The sequence below is a fragment of the Borreliella japonica genome, from assembly GCF_030438115.2.
In the GTDB taxonomy this organism is placed as follows: Bacteria; Spirochaetota; Spirochaetia; order Borreliales; family Borreliaceae; genus Borreliella; species Borreliella japonica.
Map to the genome: position 1 here is coordinate 763,765 of NZ_CP124062.1, position 14,856 is coordinate 778,620.

General features: G+C 29.1%; 12 protein-coding genes. 6 read left to right on the forward strand and 6 right to left on the reverse strand.

The window, feature by feature from the left end; translation table 11 throughout:
• Positions 1 to 630, forward strand: a complete 630-nt coding sequence (gene pgsA, locus QIA21_RS04250; RefSeq protein WP_301393246.1) for a CDP-diacylglycerol--glycerol-3-phosphate 3-phosphatidyltransferase — start codon at positions 1 to 3, stop codon at positions 628 to 630.
• Positions 617 to 2,062: a hypothetical protein gene (locus QIA21_RS04255; RefSeq protein ID WP_301393248.1), complete on the forward strand. Its 1,446-nt coding sequence runs from the start codon at positions 617 to 619 to the stop codon at positions 2,060 to 2,062. The genes pgsA and QIA21_RS04255 overlap by 14 nt, the downstream gene beginning before the upstream one ends.
• Here QIA21_RS04255 and cyaB read toward each other — a convergent pair.
• Entirely contained in the window at positions 2,036 to 2,569 is a 534-nt protein-coding gene (gene cyaB, locus QIA21_RS04260) for a class IV adenylate cyclase (protein WP_091971739.1), read from the reverse strand. The two genes, QIA21_RS04255 and cyaB, sit on opposite strands and share 27 nt — an antisense overlap.
• Before the next feature lie 96 nt (positions 2,570 to 2,665).
• On the opposite strand from cyaB, the gene QIA21_RS04265 reads away from it, so the two are divergent.
• The 4 genes from QIA21_RS04265 to QIA21_RS04280 are packed head-to-tail and all read left to right on the forward strand — an operon-like array spanning position 2,666 to position 7,134.
• A complete protein-coding gene (locus tag QIA21_RS04265) occupies positions 2,666 to 3,991 on the forward strand; it encodes a TrkH family potassium uptake protein (RefSeq protein WP_301393392.1) in 1,326 nt (441 codons plus the stop codon).
• A gap of 5 nt (positions 3,992 to 3,996) precedes the next feature.
• On the forward strand, positions 3,997 to 4,779 hold the full coding sequence (locus QIA21_RS04270) for a potassium channel family protein (RefSeq protein ID WP_091972272.1): 783 nt from the start codon (positions 3,997 to 3,999) through the stop codon (positions 4,777 to 4,779).
• A 9-nt stretch (positions 4,780 to 4,788) separates the two neighbouring features.
• Positions 4,789 to 5,760: a MinD/ParA family protein gene (locus QIA21_RS04275; protein WP_301393249.1), complete on the forward strand. Its 972-nt coding sequence runs from the start codon at positions 4,789 to 4,791 to the stop codon at positions 5,758 to 5,760.
• A 30-nt stretch (positions 5,761 to 5,790) separates the two neighbouring features.
• Complete coding sequence (locus QIA21_RS04280; protein WP_091971731.1) at positions 5,791 to 7,134, forward strand: ATP-dependent 6-phosphofructokinase; 1,344 nt, start codon at positions 5,791 to 5,793, stop codon at positions 7,132 to 7,134.
• Positions 7,135 to 7,160: 26 nt separating this feature from the next.
• On the opposite strand, the gene QIA21_RS04285 is transcribed toward QIA21_RS04280, so the two are convergent.
• From QIA21_RS04285 to QIA21_RS04305, 5 genes are all read right to left on the reverse strand, one after another.
• The gene (locus tag QIA21_RS04285; protein ID WP_091971729.1) at positions 7,161 to 8,492 is read right to left on the reverse strand and encodes a CoA-disulfide reductase; all 1,332 of its coding nucleotides are present in this window, start codon (positions 8,490 to 8,492) and stop codon (positions 7,161 to 7,163) included.
• 14 nt (positions 8,493 to 8,506) lie between these two features.
• On the reverse strand, positions 8,507 to 9,898 hold the full coding sequence (locus QIA21_RS04290; protein ID WP_301393250.1) for a cation:dicarboxylate symporter family transporter: 1,392 nt from the start codon (positions 9,896 to 9,898) through the stop codon (positions 8,507 to 8,509).
• A 72-nt stretch (positions 9,899 to 9,970) separates the two neighbouring features.
• A complete protein-coding gene (locus QIA21_RS04295) occupies positions 9,971 to 11,563 on the reverse strand; it encodes a glucose-6-phosphate isomerase (RefSeq protein WP_301393251.1) in 1,593 nt (530 codons plus the stop codon).
• A 22-nt stretch (positions 11,564 to 11,585) separates the two neighbouring features.
• Positions 11,586 to 11,987, reverse strand: a complete 402-nt coding sequence (locus QIA21_RS04300) for a ParB N-terminal domain-containing protein (RefSeq protein WP_091971723.1) — start codon at positions 11,985 to 11,987, stop codon at positions 11,586 to 11,588.
• 6 nt (positions 11,988 to 11,993) lie between these two features.
• Complete coding sequence (locus tag QIA21_RS04305) at positions 11,994 to 14,792, reverse strand: penicillin-binding protein 1A (protein ID WP_301393252.1); 2,799 nt, start codon at positions 14,790 to 14,792, stop codon at positions 11,994 to 11,996.
• Positions 14,793 to 14,856: the final 64 nt, after the last annotated feature.

Consider the following 14,856-nt stretch of genomic DNA (forward strand, 5'->3'; position numbering starts at 1 on the left):
TTGAATAATTTAATCAAGATTATTACTCCTAATAAAATAACATTAGTCAGGATTATACTTTCCTTTATTATATTAATTTTATTTTTTTTGGAAAATATATTTTTTCCATATTTGTTTTTTGGAATTATTTGGTTTTTAATCATTTTTAATGAATTTACTGACTTTATTGATGGGTATCTTGCAAGAAAGTGTGGTCTTGTTAGCAATGTGGGTAAAATTTTAGATCCTTATGCAGATGTTTTGCAGCATTTAACGTATTTTGTTTTTTTCTTTTACAAAGGCATAACCCCTTATTATTTTTTTGTAATATTTATTTATCGTGAAATTTCTATTGGTTTTGTTAGAAATTTGATTATTCAGTTTAATATAGTTCAACAAGCTAATTTTTTGGGAAAATTAAAATCAATTCTTTATGCTTTTTGTACTTTTGCAAGTCTTTTGTTTTATACTTTAAATCAGCTCAGCTTTATAGAATCGACTCAAAATTTTATTAGCTATATTTTAAATTTTGAATTTAAATTTTTATTTATTGTTCAAACAATGTATATTTGTGCTGCTTTTTTTGCAATTTTATCATTTTTAGACTATGTGTTAGTATTCTTGAATGTAAAAAAATATGAAAAAAAATAAGGCATTAATTTTGCTATTTTTATTTACAAAACTTTCTTCCATTCAGGCTCAAGTAAGTCAAATATTAACGGAAATTAGTCCTTTGAGCATTTTAAGCAAAAATGGAAAAGAAAGCGTTTATTTAAAAGTCAGCAAATCTTCTGATTATATTTTAACTTTAGATAAGAGTTCAAATTCCGATTTTGTTTTTAAAATTTATGATATTTCTAATAAAAAGTACATAACCGATAAAGTAAAAAGAAGAGATTTTAAAATAAGATTAGATAAAAATTCTCTTTATGCAATAATATACGTTGGTACTAAAAACGAAAACATAAAGTTTTCGCTTACAGATTTAGATTTTTCAATTTTAAATAGCGATTCCCTGAAAGCTAAAACATCTAAGATTGAAAAAGAAGATTTATTTTTCACCTTAAAAGATTTGCCTGTTTTAAATTTGACCACCAAGCTTAAAAAGTATGTATTAAGAATTTATAAAAGCAATATTTATATTGCTTATCAGTTAGAAAATAGCGATGACATTAAAGTTGCTGAATTTATTGAGGGTGTTGGTTGGTTTAATCTTGATTCATCTGTTAATGGAAATATTATCAATATAGTTAATTTTGATTTTTCAATTAATTCAAAAGGAAATTTATATATTGCTTTTGTTACAAAATCTGGGGCTGATTTTGCTAGTGAACTTGTAGTTAAAAAATTTAATAGTAGAAAATGGATTGATATTAGTCCTGGATACATAGAAAATTTTGGGTATTTATTAAATATTAGTATTGATTTAAAGGATAGGTTGTATTTGGCCTATTTAAGGGAAATTGGAGGTGAATATAAAATCAATTTAATCTCAAATATGGGCTATGGAAGCATTTGGACCGATGTAATACATTCTTATTTAAGCAAAGGTGATTCTAATGTTAATTCATCAAACATTGGACTAATATCTGAGCCTTTTTTAGGTATTTTTTATAATTATAAGTCAAATAATGAGATTAAATCTGAATTTATTGTAAACAATGAGAATGCTTGGGTGAATGCGAATATTCCTTCTGTTTATATGGCTAATTTTATTAAAGGTTTTTTTGATTCTAATTTTAATCAAATAATTATGAGTTTTGTTTCTGAAAATAGACCTATTGTAAATATTTGTCCTTTTAAAAGCAATAGGTGGATTAATATAAGTCCAAATGTTGAAATGGAAGGTTTAAGTATTGATATTGGGCTTTATAAGAATAATTTGTTTTTAGCTTTTGAAGACAATAATAATGTGAGATTAATTTATTTTAAGAATAAAAATTGGTACTTTTTAAATAAGTCGGAGCATTTTAAGAGTAATGTTATTCATCCTCAGATTGGAATTTACGGCAATAAAGGACTTGTAGTATCTACTTTAAGTTCTAGTTCTAATGAATTATTTTTTACCTTGGTTTGCCAATGAAAGTAATTCAAAGTAAGGCCTAGTTTCAAGGTTTTCTTTTAATCCAAATTGATTGATTATACTGTCAATTTCTTTTTTTGCCAAATCTGTATCATTTTGATTGTTGGTTATTTTTTCTATTTCTAAAAAAAATCCAAGATTTTTTATTTCGTTTATCTCTACATTTAAATTATTAGTTTGGTAAATTAAACTTTTTTTTATCTTTTTGTATAGCTTTTTAAATTTAAGCTCCTTCATAAGGATTAAAAAATTGTTAACATTATCTATTTTGAATTCTACTTCTTTATTAATTTCTATAGTATTGCTGTTGTCTAATATTTTTTTTTTAAATGTGACAATTTTTTCTAGAGTATTTAATTTTCTTATTCTTATGATTTTTTTGTGGTTTGAGTAATAAATGTCAGTTTTTATTTCTTCTTTAATAAACTTGAATTTTTCGTTTGCTAGCTTAATTATTCTTTTTAATTCTTTTGGGGGAATAAATGATTTTGATTCTATCTCGAACATATATTAAAAATAATGTAATTATGATAATATTTCAATGTTAAAATATTATGCCATATAAGATGGATTTTTAATAATTTAAACAACTTTTTGTATGATATGTTGAAATTTGAATTTAGCGACAGATTTTTACTTTTTAGTTATTTTGTTTTAATTATGCTTATAGGCTCTCTTTTGTTAATGCTGCCTATTTCTTGGGAAGGTGATGACAAATTAGCATACATTGATGCTCTTTTTACTGCTGTTTCTGCTGTAAGTATTACAGGTCTTTTAACGGTTGAAATAGAAAGTTTTTCTACTTTTGGATTTATTTTAATAATGTTGCTAGTCCAGCTTGGGGGACTAGGATTTATAAGTATTACTACTTTTTATTTGCTTATACCTAAAAAGAAAATGAATTTAACAGATGCAAGAATAATAAAGCAGTATTCTCTTTCAAATATAGAATATAATCCTATTAGAATTTTAAAAAGTATCTTGTTTATAACTTTTTCAATTGAAATGATAGGATTAATATTAATACTTGTTTGTTTTAAACTTAGGGGAGTTAATATTTCATTCTTAGAGGCTTTATTTACGACAATTTCTGCTTTTTGCAATGCGGGTTTTTCCATGCATTCTGAGAGTATTTATGCATGGCGAGATGTTCCTGAAGCTATAGTTGTGGTTTCTATTTTAATAATTTGTGGTGGACTTGGGTTTATGGTCTATAGAGATGTAAATAATACTATTAAGAACAAAAAAAAACTATCACTTCATGCCAAAATAGTTTTTTCTTTAAGTTTTGTTTTAATTGTAAGTGGTGCAATTTTATTCTTTTTTACAGAGATGCATAAGTTAAAAGATGGTTATTCAATAGGTACTCTAATATTTAATTCAATTTTTTATTCGATTAGTACTAGAACAGCTGGTTTTAATTATCTTGATAATTCTTTGATAAGCGGAAGAACTCAAATAGTTTCTCTGCCATTCATGTTTATTGGTGGAGCACCCGGATCAACTGCAGGGGGAATCAAGATTACAACATTTTTTTTAATTGTATTGGCCGTTTTTAAAAATCAAAACGGCAATGGATATATTATTGGGTCTTACAAAGTTTCAATAGATAGTATAAGATTTGCACTTTTATTTTTTGCAAGAGCTATTTTTATTTTAAGTTTTTCCTTTTTTATGCTTCTTTTTTTTGAGGGAGGGGGATCTGGCAATTGGAAGGTTATTGATTTGGGTTATGAAGTATTTTCTGCTTTTGGAACAGTTGGTCTTTCGGTTGGAGTAACTCAGGATTTGTCATTTTGGGGCAAAGTCATTATAATTTTTACTATGTTTGCAGGAAGAATAGGGCTTTTTTCAATGGCTGTTTTTGTTTCAAAAAAGTCACGTTTTGAAGAATTTACAAGACCAAGGCAGGATATTTTGGTTGGTTGAATCATATGAAAACATTTGTTATTATTGGACTTAGTAATTTAGGAATTCACTTGCTTGAAGATTTAAGCAGGCTTGATTGTCAAATTATTATCATAGATACATCTAAGGAGCTTATTGAAGAATATGATGTGATATCGACAGAAAGCTTTGTTGTTGAACAATTCACTAAAAATGCTTTGAAAAGGATAATTCCTGTAGATACAGATGCTGTTGTGATTGATTTTGATGATGATCTTGGCAAAAGTGCTCTTGTAACTCACTATTGTAATCTTTTAGGTTTAAAGGAAATATGCGTTAAGACAGAAAATAGAGATGATGCTGAAATATTAAAAACTCTTGGTGCAACAAAAATTATATTTCCAAGTAAAGATGCTGCAAGAAGATTAACCCCATTATTGGTGTCTCCTAATCTTTCAACTTATAATATTATTGGCTATGATATTATTGTTGCTGAAACTGTTATTCCTAAAGAATATGTTGGGAAAACTCTTTTTGAGGCTGATCTTAGAAGAGAATGTGGGATTACAGTTATTGCTGTTAGGAATTTAAGTAATTCCAGATATGAATTTGTTGATGGCGATTATTTTTTTTTAAAAGATGATAAAATTGTGATTTGTGGGAAACCAGATAGTATTGAAAATTTTACAAACAATAAAGATTTAATTAAAGATTTAATTTCGGTTTCCAAAGAGGATGAAAATTTAAATAAAGATTCTGAAAAGAAATCCAGATTTGTAGGGATTTTTAATTTTATGAAGATTTTTCAAAAAGATCGTAAGGATAATTAGGATTTAAGAATGACTAAAATTATTCCTGTGGCAAGTGGTAAAGGTGGTGTTGGAAAAACATCTTTTGTTGCAAATGTTGGTTATAAGCTTTCTAGTTTAGGTAAAACTGTAATACTTGTTGACCTTGATCTTGGGGGTTCTAATTTACATACGTGTTTGGGTGTTAAAAATAAGGGTGTGGGCATTGGTTCTTTTATTAATAAGAAGGATAGAAGTTTTTCAGATTTAGTATGCAAAACGTCTTATGATAGACTTTACCTTATTCCAGGCGATGCTCTTTATACAGGTACAGCCAATCTTCCTTTTTCTGTTAAGAAAAAGATTATAGAATCTATTCAAAAAGATCTTATTGCTGATTTTATTTTTTTAGATTTAGGATCTGGAACTTCTTATAATACAATAGATTTTTATTTAGCATCTTATAGTGGTATAATTGTTACAATACCAGAAACACCTTCTATACTTAATGCTTATTCTTTTTTAAAGAATGCTCTTTATCGTCTTTTATATTTGGGCTTTCCGCAAAAAAGTCCTGAGCGCGATTATATTGGTAATTTTTTTAAAGATAAGATTGAAGGGACAAAACTTGGGTTTAAAGATTTGGTTGTTGGGATTGAACTTATTTCTTTGAGTTCTTCTTTGAAAGTTAAGAAGATGATGAATAATTTTTATCCTAGAGTGGTGTTGAATAGAATAGAAACTAGTGAAGAGATTGCTATGTGTGAAAATTTGATTAATGTTGTTAAGAATAATATTAATATACCAATAGAGTTTATAGGTTTTGTGCCTTTTGCAAAAAGTTTTAGAGAGGCTATTAATAATAGAGTGCCATTTATTGATTTTGATAAGAATTCAAAGTTGAATAAATATTTTGAATTTATAGCTGGCAATTTAATTAAATCTTCTGTTGAAGGGTCGCCTTATATTTATGATGACATATACGATATGATTAAAGATCAAAGTCAATTTATTAGAAAGTAATTGGGCTATAATACTATAAAGGAGTATTTGGTGTATAGAATTAAAAATGAAAATTTAGATTTTAAAATAGATAGTTTGGGAGAATGCAAGCAAAATAATCCTTTGATTGATTTTTATGCTAGCGAGGGTTCTTCGCATTTTGTTGATGAAAAAAATAAAATTAAGTTTAGTGTATATAGAAATGAAGATAAGGGAGATAGGTATGAAGATGTCCTTTTAGAAAAAGCTGGACCTAGGGAAAAAATTTATTTTGTGCCCAGACATGTTAAAGCCGCTATTACTACTTGTGGTGGACTTTGTCCTGGCTTTAACGACGTTATTCGTTCTATTGTGCGAACTTTATGGAAAATTTATGGGGTTAGAAATATTTATGGGGTAAAGTTTGGATATCAAGGGCTTCTTCCTGAGTCAAATTCACCTTTTATTAATCTTAATCCAGATGTTGTCGATGATATTAATAAATTTGGAGGCACTATTCTCGGCTCTTCAAGGGGTGGTATTAAGCCTGTAGAAATAGTTGATACTTTGGAGAGAATGAACATTAATATGATTTTTAATATTGGTGGAGATGGAACTCAAAAGGGGTCTCTTCTTATTGCTGAGGAAATAGAAAAAAGAAATTTAAAAATATCAGTTGTTGGTATTCCTAAAACTGTAGATAATGACTTTATGTTTGTTCAAAAATCTTTTGGATTTGAGACTGCTGTAGAACAAGCGGTTGCAGCTGTTGCTGGCGCTCATTTTGAAGCTAATAGTGCTTATAATGGCATTGGACTTGTTAAAGTTATGGGACGGGATTCTGGCTTTATTGCTGCTCATACTGCGCTTTCATCTAATGATGTTAATTTTTGTTTAATTCCAGAGCTTGATTTTGATATAGAGGGTCCTAATGGATTTCTTGTTCATCTTGAAAGACGGCTTTTAGAGAAAGAAAGCTTAGAAGAAATTCCTCATGCAGTAATATTGATAGCAGAAGGAGCAGGGCAAAAATATTTTAATCATGTTCCTCGCAAGAAAGACGATTCTGGAAACTTGCTTTATGAGGATATTGGACTTTATATTAAAGATAAAATTACAGAATATTTTAAAGCAAAAAATATACAATTTACTCTTAAATACATAGATCCTAGCTATATTATTAGAAGTTCGCCTGCTAATGCTAGTGATTCGCTTTATTGTGCTAGACTTGGGTCGAATGCTGTGCATGCTGCAATGTCTGGTAAGACAAAAATGTTGATTAGTTTGTGGAGTACTAAATTTGTGCATATACCAATTAAGATGGCAGTAATTGACAGAAATAAGGTTAATCCAAATGGTTCTTTTTGGAGAGATGTTCTTTCAAGCACAGGACAACCGATTAGCATGAAGAACTAAATCAATTTTAATTGATTTAGTTCTTTTTATTTGGCAGCATTACCAGCAATATTTAATATATCCCAGGTTCTTGAGAATGGTGGAGAATATGAGAAGTCCATCATTCCCAATTCTTTTGTTGTAAGTTTTGAATAGATTGCAATTGATAAAGCATGGATTCTTATTGCGGCTCCATCTTTTCCTATTGATTGTGCTCCAAGTATTGTTTTGGTATTCTCCTCATAAATTAATTTAATATAAAGATCTTCTTGACCCGGATAATAATTTGTATGATTTTTATCCTTTACAAAAATCGTTTTATATTTTATTTGAAGCTTTTTTGCATCTTTTTCTGTAAGCCCTGTTCTTGCAGCTTCTAAAGATAGTATCTTGATTGAAGCTGAGCCCAATGTACCTTCAAATGGAACATGATTCCCAGCTAAATTTTCACCGACTATTCTTCCAAGTTTGTTGGCTGTTGTTGCTAGAGGTATGTATTCATTTTTTTTACTTACTATGTTATAAATAGTTGCACAATCTCCTGCAGAAAAAATGTTTTTTATGCTGGTTTCACCATACGCATTTACAATTATTGCTCCATTTGGAGTAGTTTTAAGCTGATTTTCTAAAAATTCAGTAGCAGGTTTTATCCCAGTAGCAAGTATAACAACATCAGCTTGATAAGTATTTTTGTTTGTTACGACTCCTTCTACCTTTTTTTCTCCTATTAAACTTTTTACAAATTCACTTGTATGAAGATTAATCCCCTTTTTTATTAATTCTTCTTCCATTATTTTAATTATTTCTTCGTCAAAGGAATCTGTGAGGATGTGTTTATCTAGTTGAATTAATCTTACATTTTTTCTTTTATTTTTTGCTGCTTCTATCATTTCAATTCCAATATATCCAGCACCAATTATCACTATATTTTTAATCTCTTCTTTATCCATTAATTTTTTTATTTTTTGACCGTCTTCTAAATTTCTTAATGTATAAAAATTTTTTAGATTAATATTATTGATTGCAGGAATAATGGGTTTTGCACCAGTTGCTATCATGAGTTTGTCGTAGGTATTATTAAAAATGCTTCCCGTTTTTTGATTTTTTATTATAATTGTATTGCTTTTTGTATCTACTTTGATGACTTCATGGTTAGTTTTAACAGAGATTCCAGTTTTTTCAAATTCTTCTTGTGTTCTTGAGATCATTGTATTTGGATTGTCAAAAAATCCCCCTATAAAATAAGGTAGGCCACAAGCCCCAAAGGATACAATATTTGTTTTTTCATAGATAGTAATGTCTAGTTTTTTGTTTAAGCGTTTTGCTTTAGCTGCAGCACTAGTTCCTGCTGATGTGCCTCCAATAATTATTATTTTCATGATTGTTTTTCCATTTATTTGTTTATGAACTCTTTTTTGTTGTAGATATCGAGGTTGAATTGTTTAAGTTTTTTAGCAGATATAATGCCGGCAAGCATTGAATCGCTTACATTAACTGCTGTTCTTCCCATGTCAATTAAAGGTTCAACAGATATTACAAGTCCAACCAATCCTACTGGAAAGTTCATTGCGGAGAGTACCATTAGTGAAGCTGTTGTTGCGCCTCCGCCAGCGCCAGCAGCTCCAAATGAAGTTATTATTATTAATCCAAGAAGTGTGAGTATAAATGAAGCATCTGCAGGGTTTATTCCTTGAGTTGGTGCTATCATTACTGCGAGCATAGCGGGATGCAGTGCTGCACAACCATTTTGCCCAATTGATGTTCCAAAGGAACTTGATAAATTTGCTATTCCTTCACTTACCCCCAGGTTTTTAGTTTGAATTTCTATATTAATAGGTATGGTTGCAGCACTAGATCTAGATATAAATGCAAATGTTAATGCTGGGGATATTTTTTTTATAAAAGTAATTGGGTTTAATCTATTTATTGCAATTAATGCCATGTGCATAAGAAATGTAAGTCCTATGGCAATGTAGGAAGCGATTACAAATTCTCCAAGCTTTATTATGCTTTTGATTTCGCTGGTTGCTGTAATTTTTGTCATTAAAGCCAATATAGCATAAGGCGTTAATTTTAAAATTAAAGTTACTATTCCTAATATTGTGTCTTGAAGCGTTAGTATTATTTTTTTAAGAAACTCTATTGATTCTGGCTTTTTGATAGATGTTTTAAGGGCGGCTATTCCTACGATAGCTGAGAATATTACGACTCCAATTGTTGAGCTTTTTCTAAGTCCTGCCAAATCTTCAAATATATTTTGCGGAATAAGTTCTGCGATTTTTTTTGTGATTGTTGTTTGATTTAATATTTCAAGTCCTTTTTGTAATTTTTCGCCTTGTAAAATTTCGCTGGCTTCTGCTTGCAGTCCTTCAGCTGTTAATCCTAACATTAAAGCAGTGAAAATGCCAATTACAGCAGCAATACCTGCTGTAAATACCAGTGTTAATATTACAAGTAGGCTCATTTTTCCAACATCTTTACTGTTAGTTAATTTTATTATTGCAGAGATTATTGATGTTATTATTAAGGGGATTATAACCATTTTAAGAAGTCTTACGTATCCATCACCCAAAATACTTATCCAACTGATAGTTTCATTTGTTATAGATGAATTTGTTCCATAAAAATATTGGATAGTCATTCCAAATATTATTCCTATTCCTAATGATATAAACACTCTTTTTGTAAAAGAAACATTTTTTCTTTTACAAAAATAAATTATGCTTATTAGAATAAGCATAATTATAATATTGATCAATGTATATAATATACTTATATTATCCATTCTTACCTCTTGTATAAGCTTAGTGCATTCTTTTTTAAAATTAAGGTTGTATATTCAAGATTAATTAATTAGCTAATCTTGAATTAATATTTTTTTAGAATAAGATTCTATTGCCTCATCTTCAAAAGTGTCATTTTTTAAAATTTGATTTGCAATAATTTTTCCCAGCTGAACCCCTTCTTGGTCGAATGAGTTTATATTTAATAAAAATCCCTCAAACATTACTTTATTCTCATAATGGGAGAGTATTGATCCTATTGCATAAGGTGTTAATTCTTTTGAATATATTAGCGCAGAAGGCCTTTCGCCTTTAAAATTTTTATTTTTGTTATTATTTTCTTTGCCTTTTGAAAATGCTATTATTTGGGCTATTAAATTTGCTTTTAATTTATCATTGCTTGAGCTATTATCAGATATTACATCTTCTTTAAGCTGTGTTTCATTAAAACCTATGAAATCCATTGGAACTATATCTGTTCCTTGATGAAGCATTTGAAAGAATGAGTGTTGAACATCCGTTCCAATGCCCCCCCAAATTATTCTTACAGTTTTATAGTTTATTTCTTCGTTAAATCTGTTTACGCTTTTTCCATTGCTTTCCATTTCAAGTTGTTGTAGGTGAAGATAAAAATTTTCCATTGCCTTAGAATAAGCAATGATGCAGTTGCTACTGTAGTTAAGAACATTTCTCTCGTATATGCTAATTAGTGCTGCTAAAAGAGGTGCATTGTCTTTTACATTTTTATTTAATGATTTTTTGTCAGCCTTATTGGCTCCTTTTATAATTTCTTTTACAATTTTTTCTGTAAAGCAAAGAGTAAGTAGTGTAAGCCCAACTGCTGATGTTGGAGAAAATCTTCCACCTATTGAATCATGCATGAAGAAATATTCAAGATATCCTTTTTCTTCTGATGCCAACATGCTATCTTTTAATGTTATAATAGCTGTTTGTTTTTTATATTCTTTTATGCCATTTAATTTTAATTTGTTTATTAAGAATTGCATATTAGCTTTGGTTTCTAATGTATTTCCACTTTTTGAGACAATAATAAAAAGCGTTTCATCAACATTAATGCTATTTAACACCTCTTCTGATTCGTCTGGATCAATATTTGAAATAAAATAGCCATTCATTAAGGCTAGATTGTGTTTTTTTGCATAATTTTTTATTGAGTTGTAAAGAGCTTTTGGTCCCAGACTTGATCCACCAATTCCTATTTGAACTACATTTTTAAACTTTTTGCCATTTGCACTTTTAATATTCCCAGAATGGACTTGTTTTGCAAAATTATATATTTTTTCAAGTTCTGATTGGAAAAACTCTCTCATATTTTCTTTATTATCTTCTATTACGTCCTTACCAATTTGTCCTCTTGTTAGGTGATGTAGAACTTTTCTATTTTCACTAATATTAATCTTTTCCCCATCCAGTAGTTCTTTATATTTTTCTATTAAATTTGCTTCATCGCTTAAATTTTGAAAGATTTTAAGGTGATTTTCATTAATTTGCTTTGAAGCATAATTATAATGCACACTATCTCCTTCTATTGTAATGTCGTATTCTTTTATTCTTTTTCCAGTTAATGCAGTTTTGAGCACTTCTGGGGCAATTTCTTCAAGAATTTTAAAATTTTCAAGTTCATTAAGATTTTTGTAATTTATCATAAACACACTCCTTTGCTATGGTTTAAATTTTTCTATTTTTTCTTTTCCATATGTTTTTAATTTTTAAAATAATAAATTTAAGAAACCTCATTATTATATTGCTTTCAGAATAAATTTTTAAGTAAGCTTCACCCTCGTTTGCTTCACTTTTTGTAAATGATTTTCTAACATTATTCTCATCAAGTTCAATTTCAAGTAAAGTTTTTTTGTTTTCAATTGAGATTACCTTTACTTCAGCTTCTTTATAGCCGATTTCTTTTAAGGCTTGATATCTTCTAAATCCCGCTATTAAATTTTTATTTTTATCTATTATTATTGGATAAATTAACCCATGTTTTATAATGCTGTTTTTTAGAGTTTCAATGTCACCTACATTTTTTCTAATTCTTTTTTTTATTTTTATTTGATCGATATCTATTAACATATTGTTTTAATCCAATTGTATATCTTCTCCGTTCACATCTTTATTGTTAATTTTTTCATTTTCATTGTTGTTTGAGTTTAATTCTTTTGTGCTTTTTGTATTTGTGTTTGTTTCATTAACAATGACTTCGTCTTTAATTTCTTTATCGCTATTTTTAATAATCATTTCTTCGTTATTGTTGTCGTTGTTTATTAGATCTTGTTGCGAATTTTCATTCAAGAGTTCTTGAACCTTGATTTCTATCTCATCATCTTCATTTTTATTATTGTTAATGCTTTCAATATTATTGTTATTAAGACCGTCAACATTAGTATTAGTATTATTGTTTAGACTATCATCATTATTATTGTTTAAGCCTTCAAGCTCATTGTCAAGATATTCAAATTCAGGAGTGTCAAAATTTATTTCATTGTTATCATTAATCTCATCAATTCCATATATGTTAAATTCCATTGTATTTTTAAATTCCATTTTATTTTCATAGTATTTTGATTTTTCAATTGGCTGAGTGCCAGAAATAAATAGTTCATTTATTATTTTTTCCTCAGCAATTTCTTCTGGCAGTAGTCCTGTTTCTGCTTGTACGGGAATGCTAATTATTCCTTCAGGTTTTGCAAAAACTTTTTTAGGTAAGTTTTTGTGATATTCTGCCATGAATTCTCCCCAACTAGGCCCCGCCAATCCTGTTCCTGTTCCGGATGTTCCTAGTGAATATCCTTTTTTGTCAAATCCAACCCAAAATGCTGTTGTTATATAAGGAGAGTACCCTATTGCCCATCCGTCTGCCCAATTTTGGGTTGTTCCCGACTTTCCAGCAATGTCAGATTTAAAATTTTTTAGATTTGTGTATCTTTGATTTGCTAAGGTTCCGTATTGAATTGTTGATTTCATCATATCCGTGATGATATAAGCAGCTTGAGGAGACACTATTTGACTTTGAGGTTCTTTATTTTTTATTTTAGCCAATATGCTTGCTTCTTCATTTGCTATTATTCTTCCAGTTCTGTCTTCGATGTATCTTATTCCATAAGGCTCGATTTCGTTACCACTGTTTCCCAAAATTGCAAAGGCTTTTGCCATTTGCATTGGAGAAACCGATATTACACCAAGTGCTAGTGGATAAACTTTTGGAAATGTTTTTTCTATTTCTTTTGGATCTGTTATTCCTAACAGTTTTGAGGAGTAGCTAATTGCAGAGTCAAAACCTAGCTTGTCTAATATTCTTAATGCCGGAATGTTTAAAGACAAAGCTAATGCTTGGCGTGTTAAAACGTTGCCCCGCCATTTACCACCGTAATTTTCTGGAGCATAAATTTCTCCGTTTTTATTTAAAAATGCTACCGGAGAGTCTGAAAACATTGTGGCAGCTGTTATTTTTTTTAGATCAATTGCGGCTGCAAAATATAATGTTTTAAATGCACTTCCAGGTTGAACTTTTGCTTGTGTGGCGCGATTAAATTCATTGTCTTTGGCATGCCCGCTTCCTCCAACCATGGCTCTTATTGCTCCGTTTGTTGTGTCTATTGCTATCATTGCTCCTTCAGGCTGTGCAATGAGTTTTGGTGTTAATTTATTTTTAATAATATATTCTTTTGTTGCTTTATCTATTTTATCAATTCCAAGAATAGCTCCAAAGCTTGCAATTAGATCAATATTGTCTTCGTAAAATTTTCTTTTTCTTAATTTTTTATATTGCTTTCCATTTATTCTTAAATTTTTAATTCCTAATAAATCTGATATTGCATCTACTACGGGAACAATTTCTGAATTAATAATTATTGTTTCAGATGATCTGTTTAAATTGTGCATGGTTCTTGCTTTATTGATCATGTCGTTTGTAACTTTATCTGCATATTTTTGTGCTTCAAGGTCAAGCGTTGAATATATCGAATATCCATCTTTATATATGTTTGCATCATCTGGTAAATATTTTAGTATTTTTTGTCTTATATATTCAGAGAAATAAGGAGCCTGGTCTTTTTTGCTTGAAATTGCAGATGTATCAGCCATTCTAGTCCAATCGTAATTTTGCCAATAGTCATTAAATTCTTTTTCAGCAATTTCGGCTTTTACTATTCCATTAGATACAACTTGGTTTAAAACTGCTCGTTGTATTTTTTTTGAAAATTCTGGATTGTAAAGAGGTGAATAAAGTTTCGCATTTGGAAGTTGGATTATCATCATTACGGATTCTGCTGTATTGATTTTATTTACGCTTTTTCCGAAAAAGAATTTTGATGCGGCAACTATTCCATAGTTGCCGTTTCCAAAATAAACTTTATTAAGATATTTCTCTAGTATTTCGTATTTTGAGAGTTTTTTTTCAAGTTGGATTGCCCACCATATTTCATGCAATTTCCTTAAAATAGATCTTCTTGCTTGATTTGTATAGAGAAGCTTTGCAAGTTGTTGGGTTAATGTGCTGCCACCTGAGAAATATCTACCAAGAATAATATTAAATGCGGCTCTAAATATTCCCATTAAGGAAAAACCTCGATGAGAAAAAAAACCAATATCTTCTCGTATTAAAAGTGTATTAATTAGATTGTCAGGCATTTTTCTCAGAGGCATTAATTCTCTATTCTCATCAGATATAAATTGAGTTATTTGTTTTCCATTGATATCTAAAAGTCTTGAGGGAATTGCTGGGTTTATATATCCAAAATTTTTATCTTTTTGTATGTTTATAGTCTTAGATATTGCTAATGACAGTCCAATAATAGAAAAACTAACTGTGAAACATGTTAAATAAATAAGTAGCTTATGCTTATTTATTTTTTTTGAATTAAGGCTATTTAATTTCATACTTTTTACTAAAGTATACTATAAGTGTATAAGAATTAATAATGCTATGAGTTGATTGTTATAG

Bases quoted from the DNA above. Each gene is read 5' to 3' on its own strand.
- QIA21_RS04305 (WP_301393252.1), bottom strand. From the start codon at position 14,792: ATGAAATTAAATAGCCTTAATTCAAAAAAAATAAATAAGCATAAGCTA.
- QIA21_RS04270 (WP_091972272.1), top strand. From the start codon at position 3,997: ATGAAAACATTTGTTATTATTGGACTTAGTAATTTAGGAATTCACTTG.
- QIA21_RS04285 (WP_091971729.1), bottom strand. From the start codon at position 8,492: ATGAAAATAATAATTATTGGAGGCACATCAGCAGGAACTAGTGCTGCA.
- QIA21_RS04275 (WP_301393249.1), top strand. From the start codon at position 4,789: ATGACTAAAATTATTCCTGTGGCAAGTGGTAAAGGTGGTGTTGGAAAA.
- QIA21_RS04290 (WP_301393250.1), bottom strand. From the start codon at position 9,898: ATGGATAATATAAGTATATTATATACATTGATCAATATTATAATTATG.
- QIA21_RS04300 (WP_091971723.1), bottom strand. From the start codon at position 11,987: ATGTTAATAGATATCGATCAAATAAAAATAAAAAAAAGAATTAGAAAA.
- QIA21_RS04265 (WP_301393392.1), top strand. From the start codon at position 2,666: ATGTTGAAATTTGAATTTAGCGACAGATTTTTACTTTTTAGTTATTTT.
- QIA21_RS04295 (WP_301393251.1), bottom strand. From the start codon at position 11,563: ATGATAAATTACAAAAATCTTAATGAACTTGAAAATTTTAAAATTCTT.
- QIA21_RS04255 (WP_301393248.1), top strand. From the start codon at position 617: ATGAAAAAAAATAAGGCATTAATTTTGCTATTTTTATTTACAAAACTT.
- cyaB (WP_091971739.1), bottom strand. From the start codon at position 2,569: ATGTTCGAGATAGAATCAAAATCATTTATTCCCCCAAAAGAATTAAAA.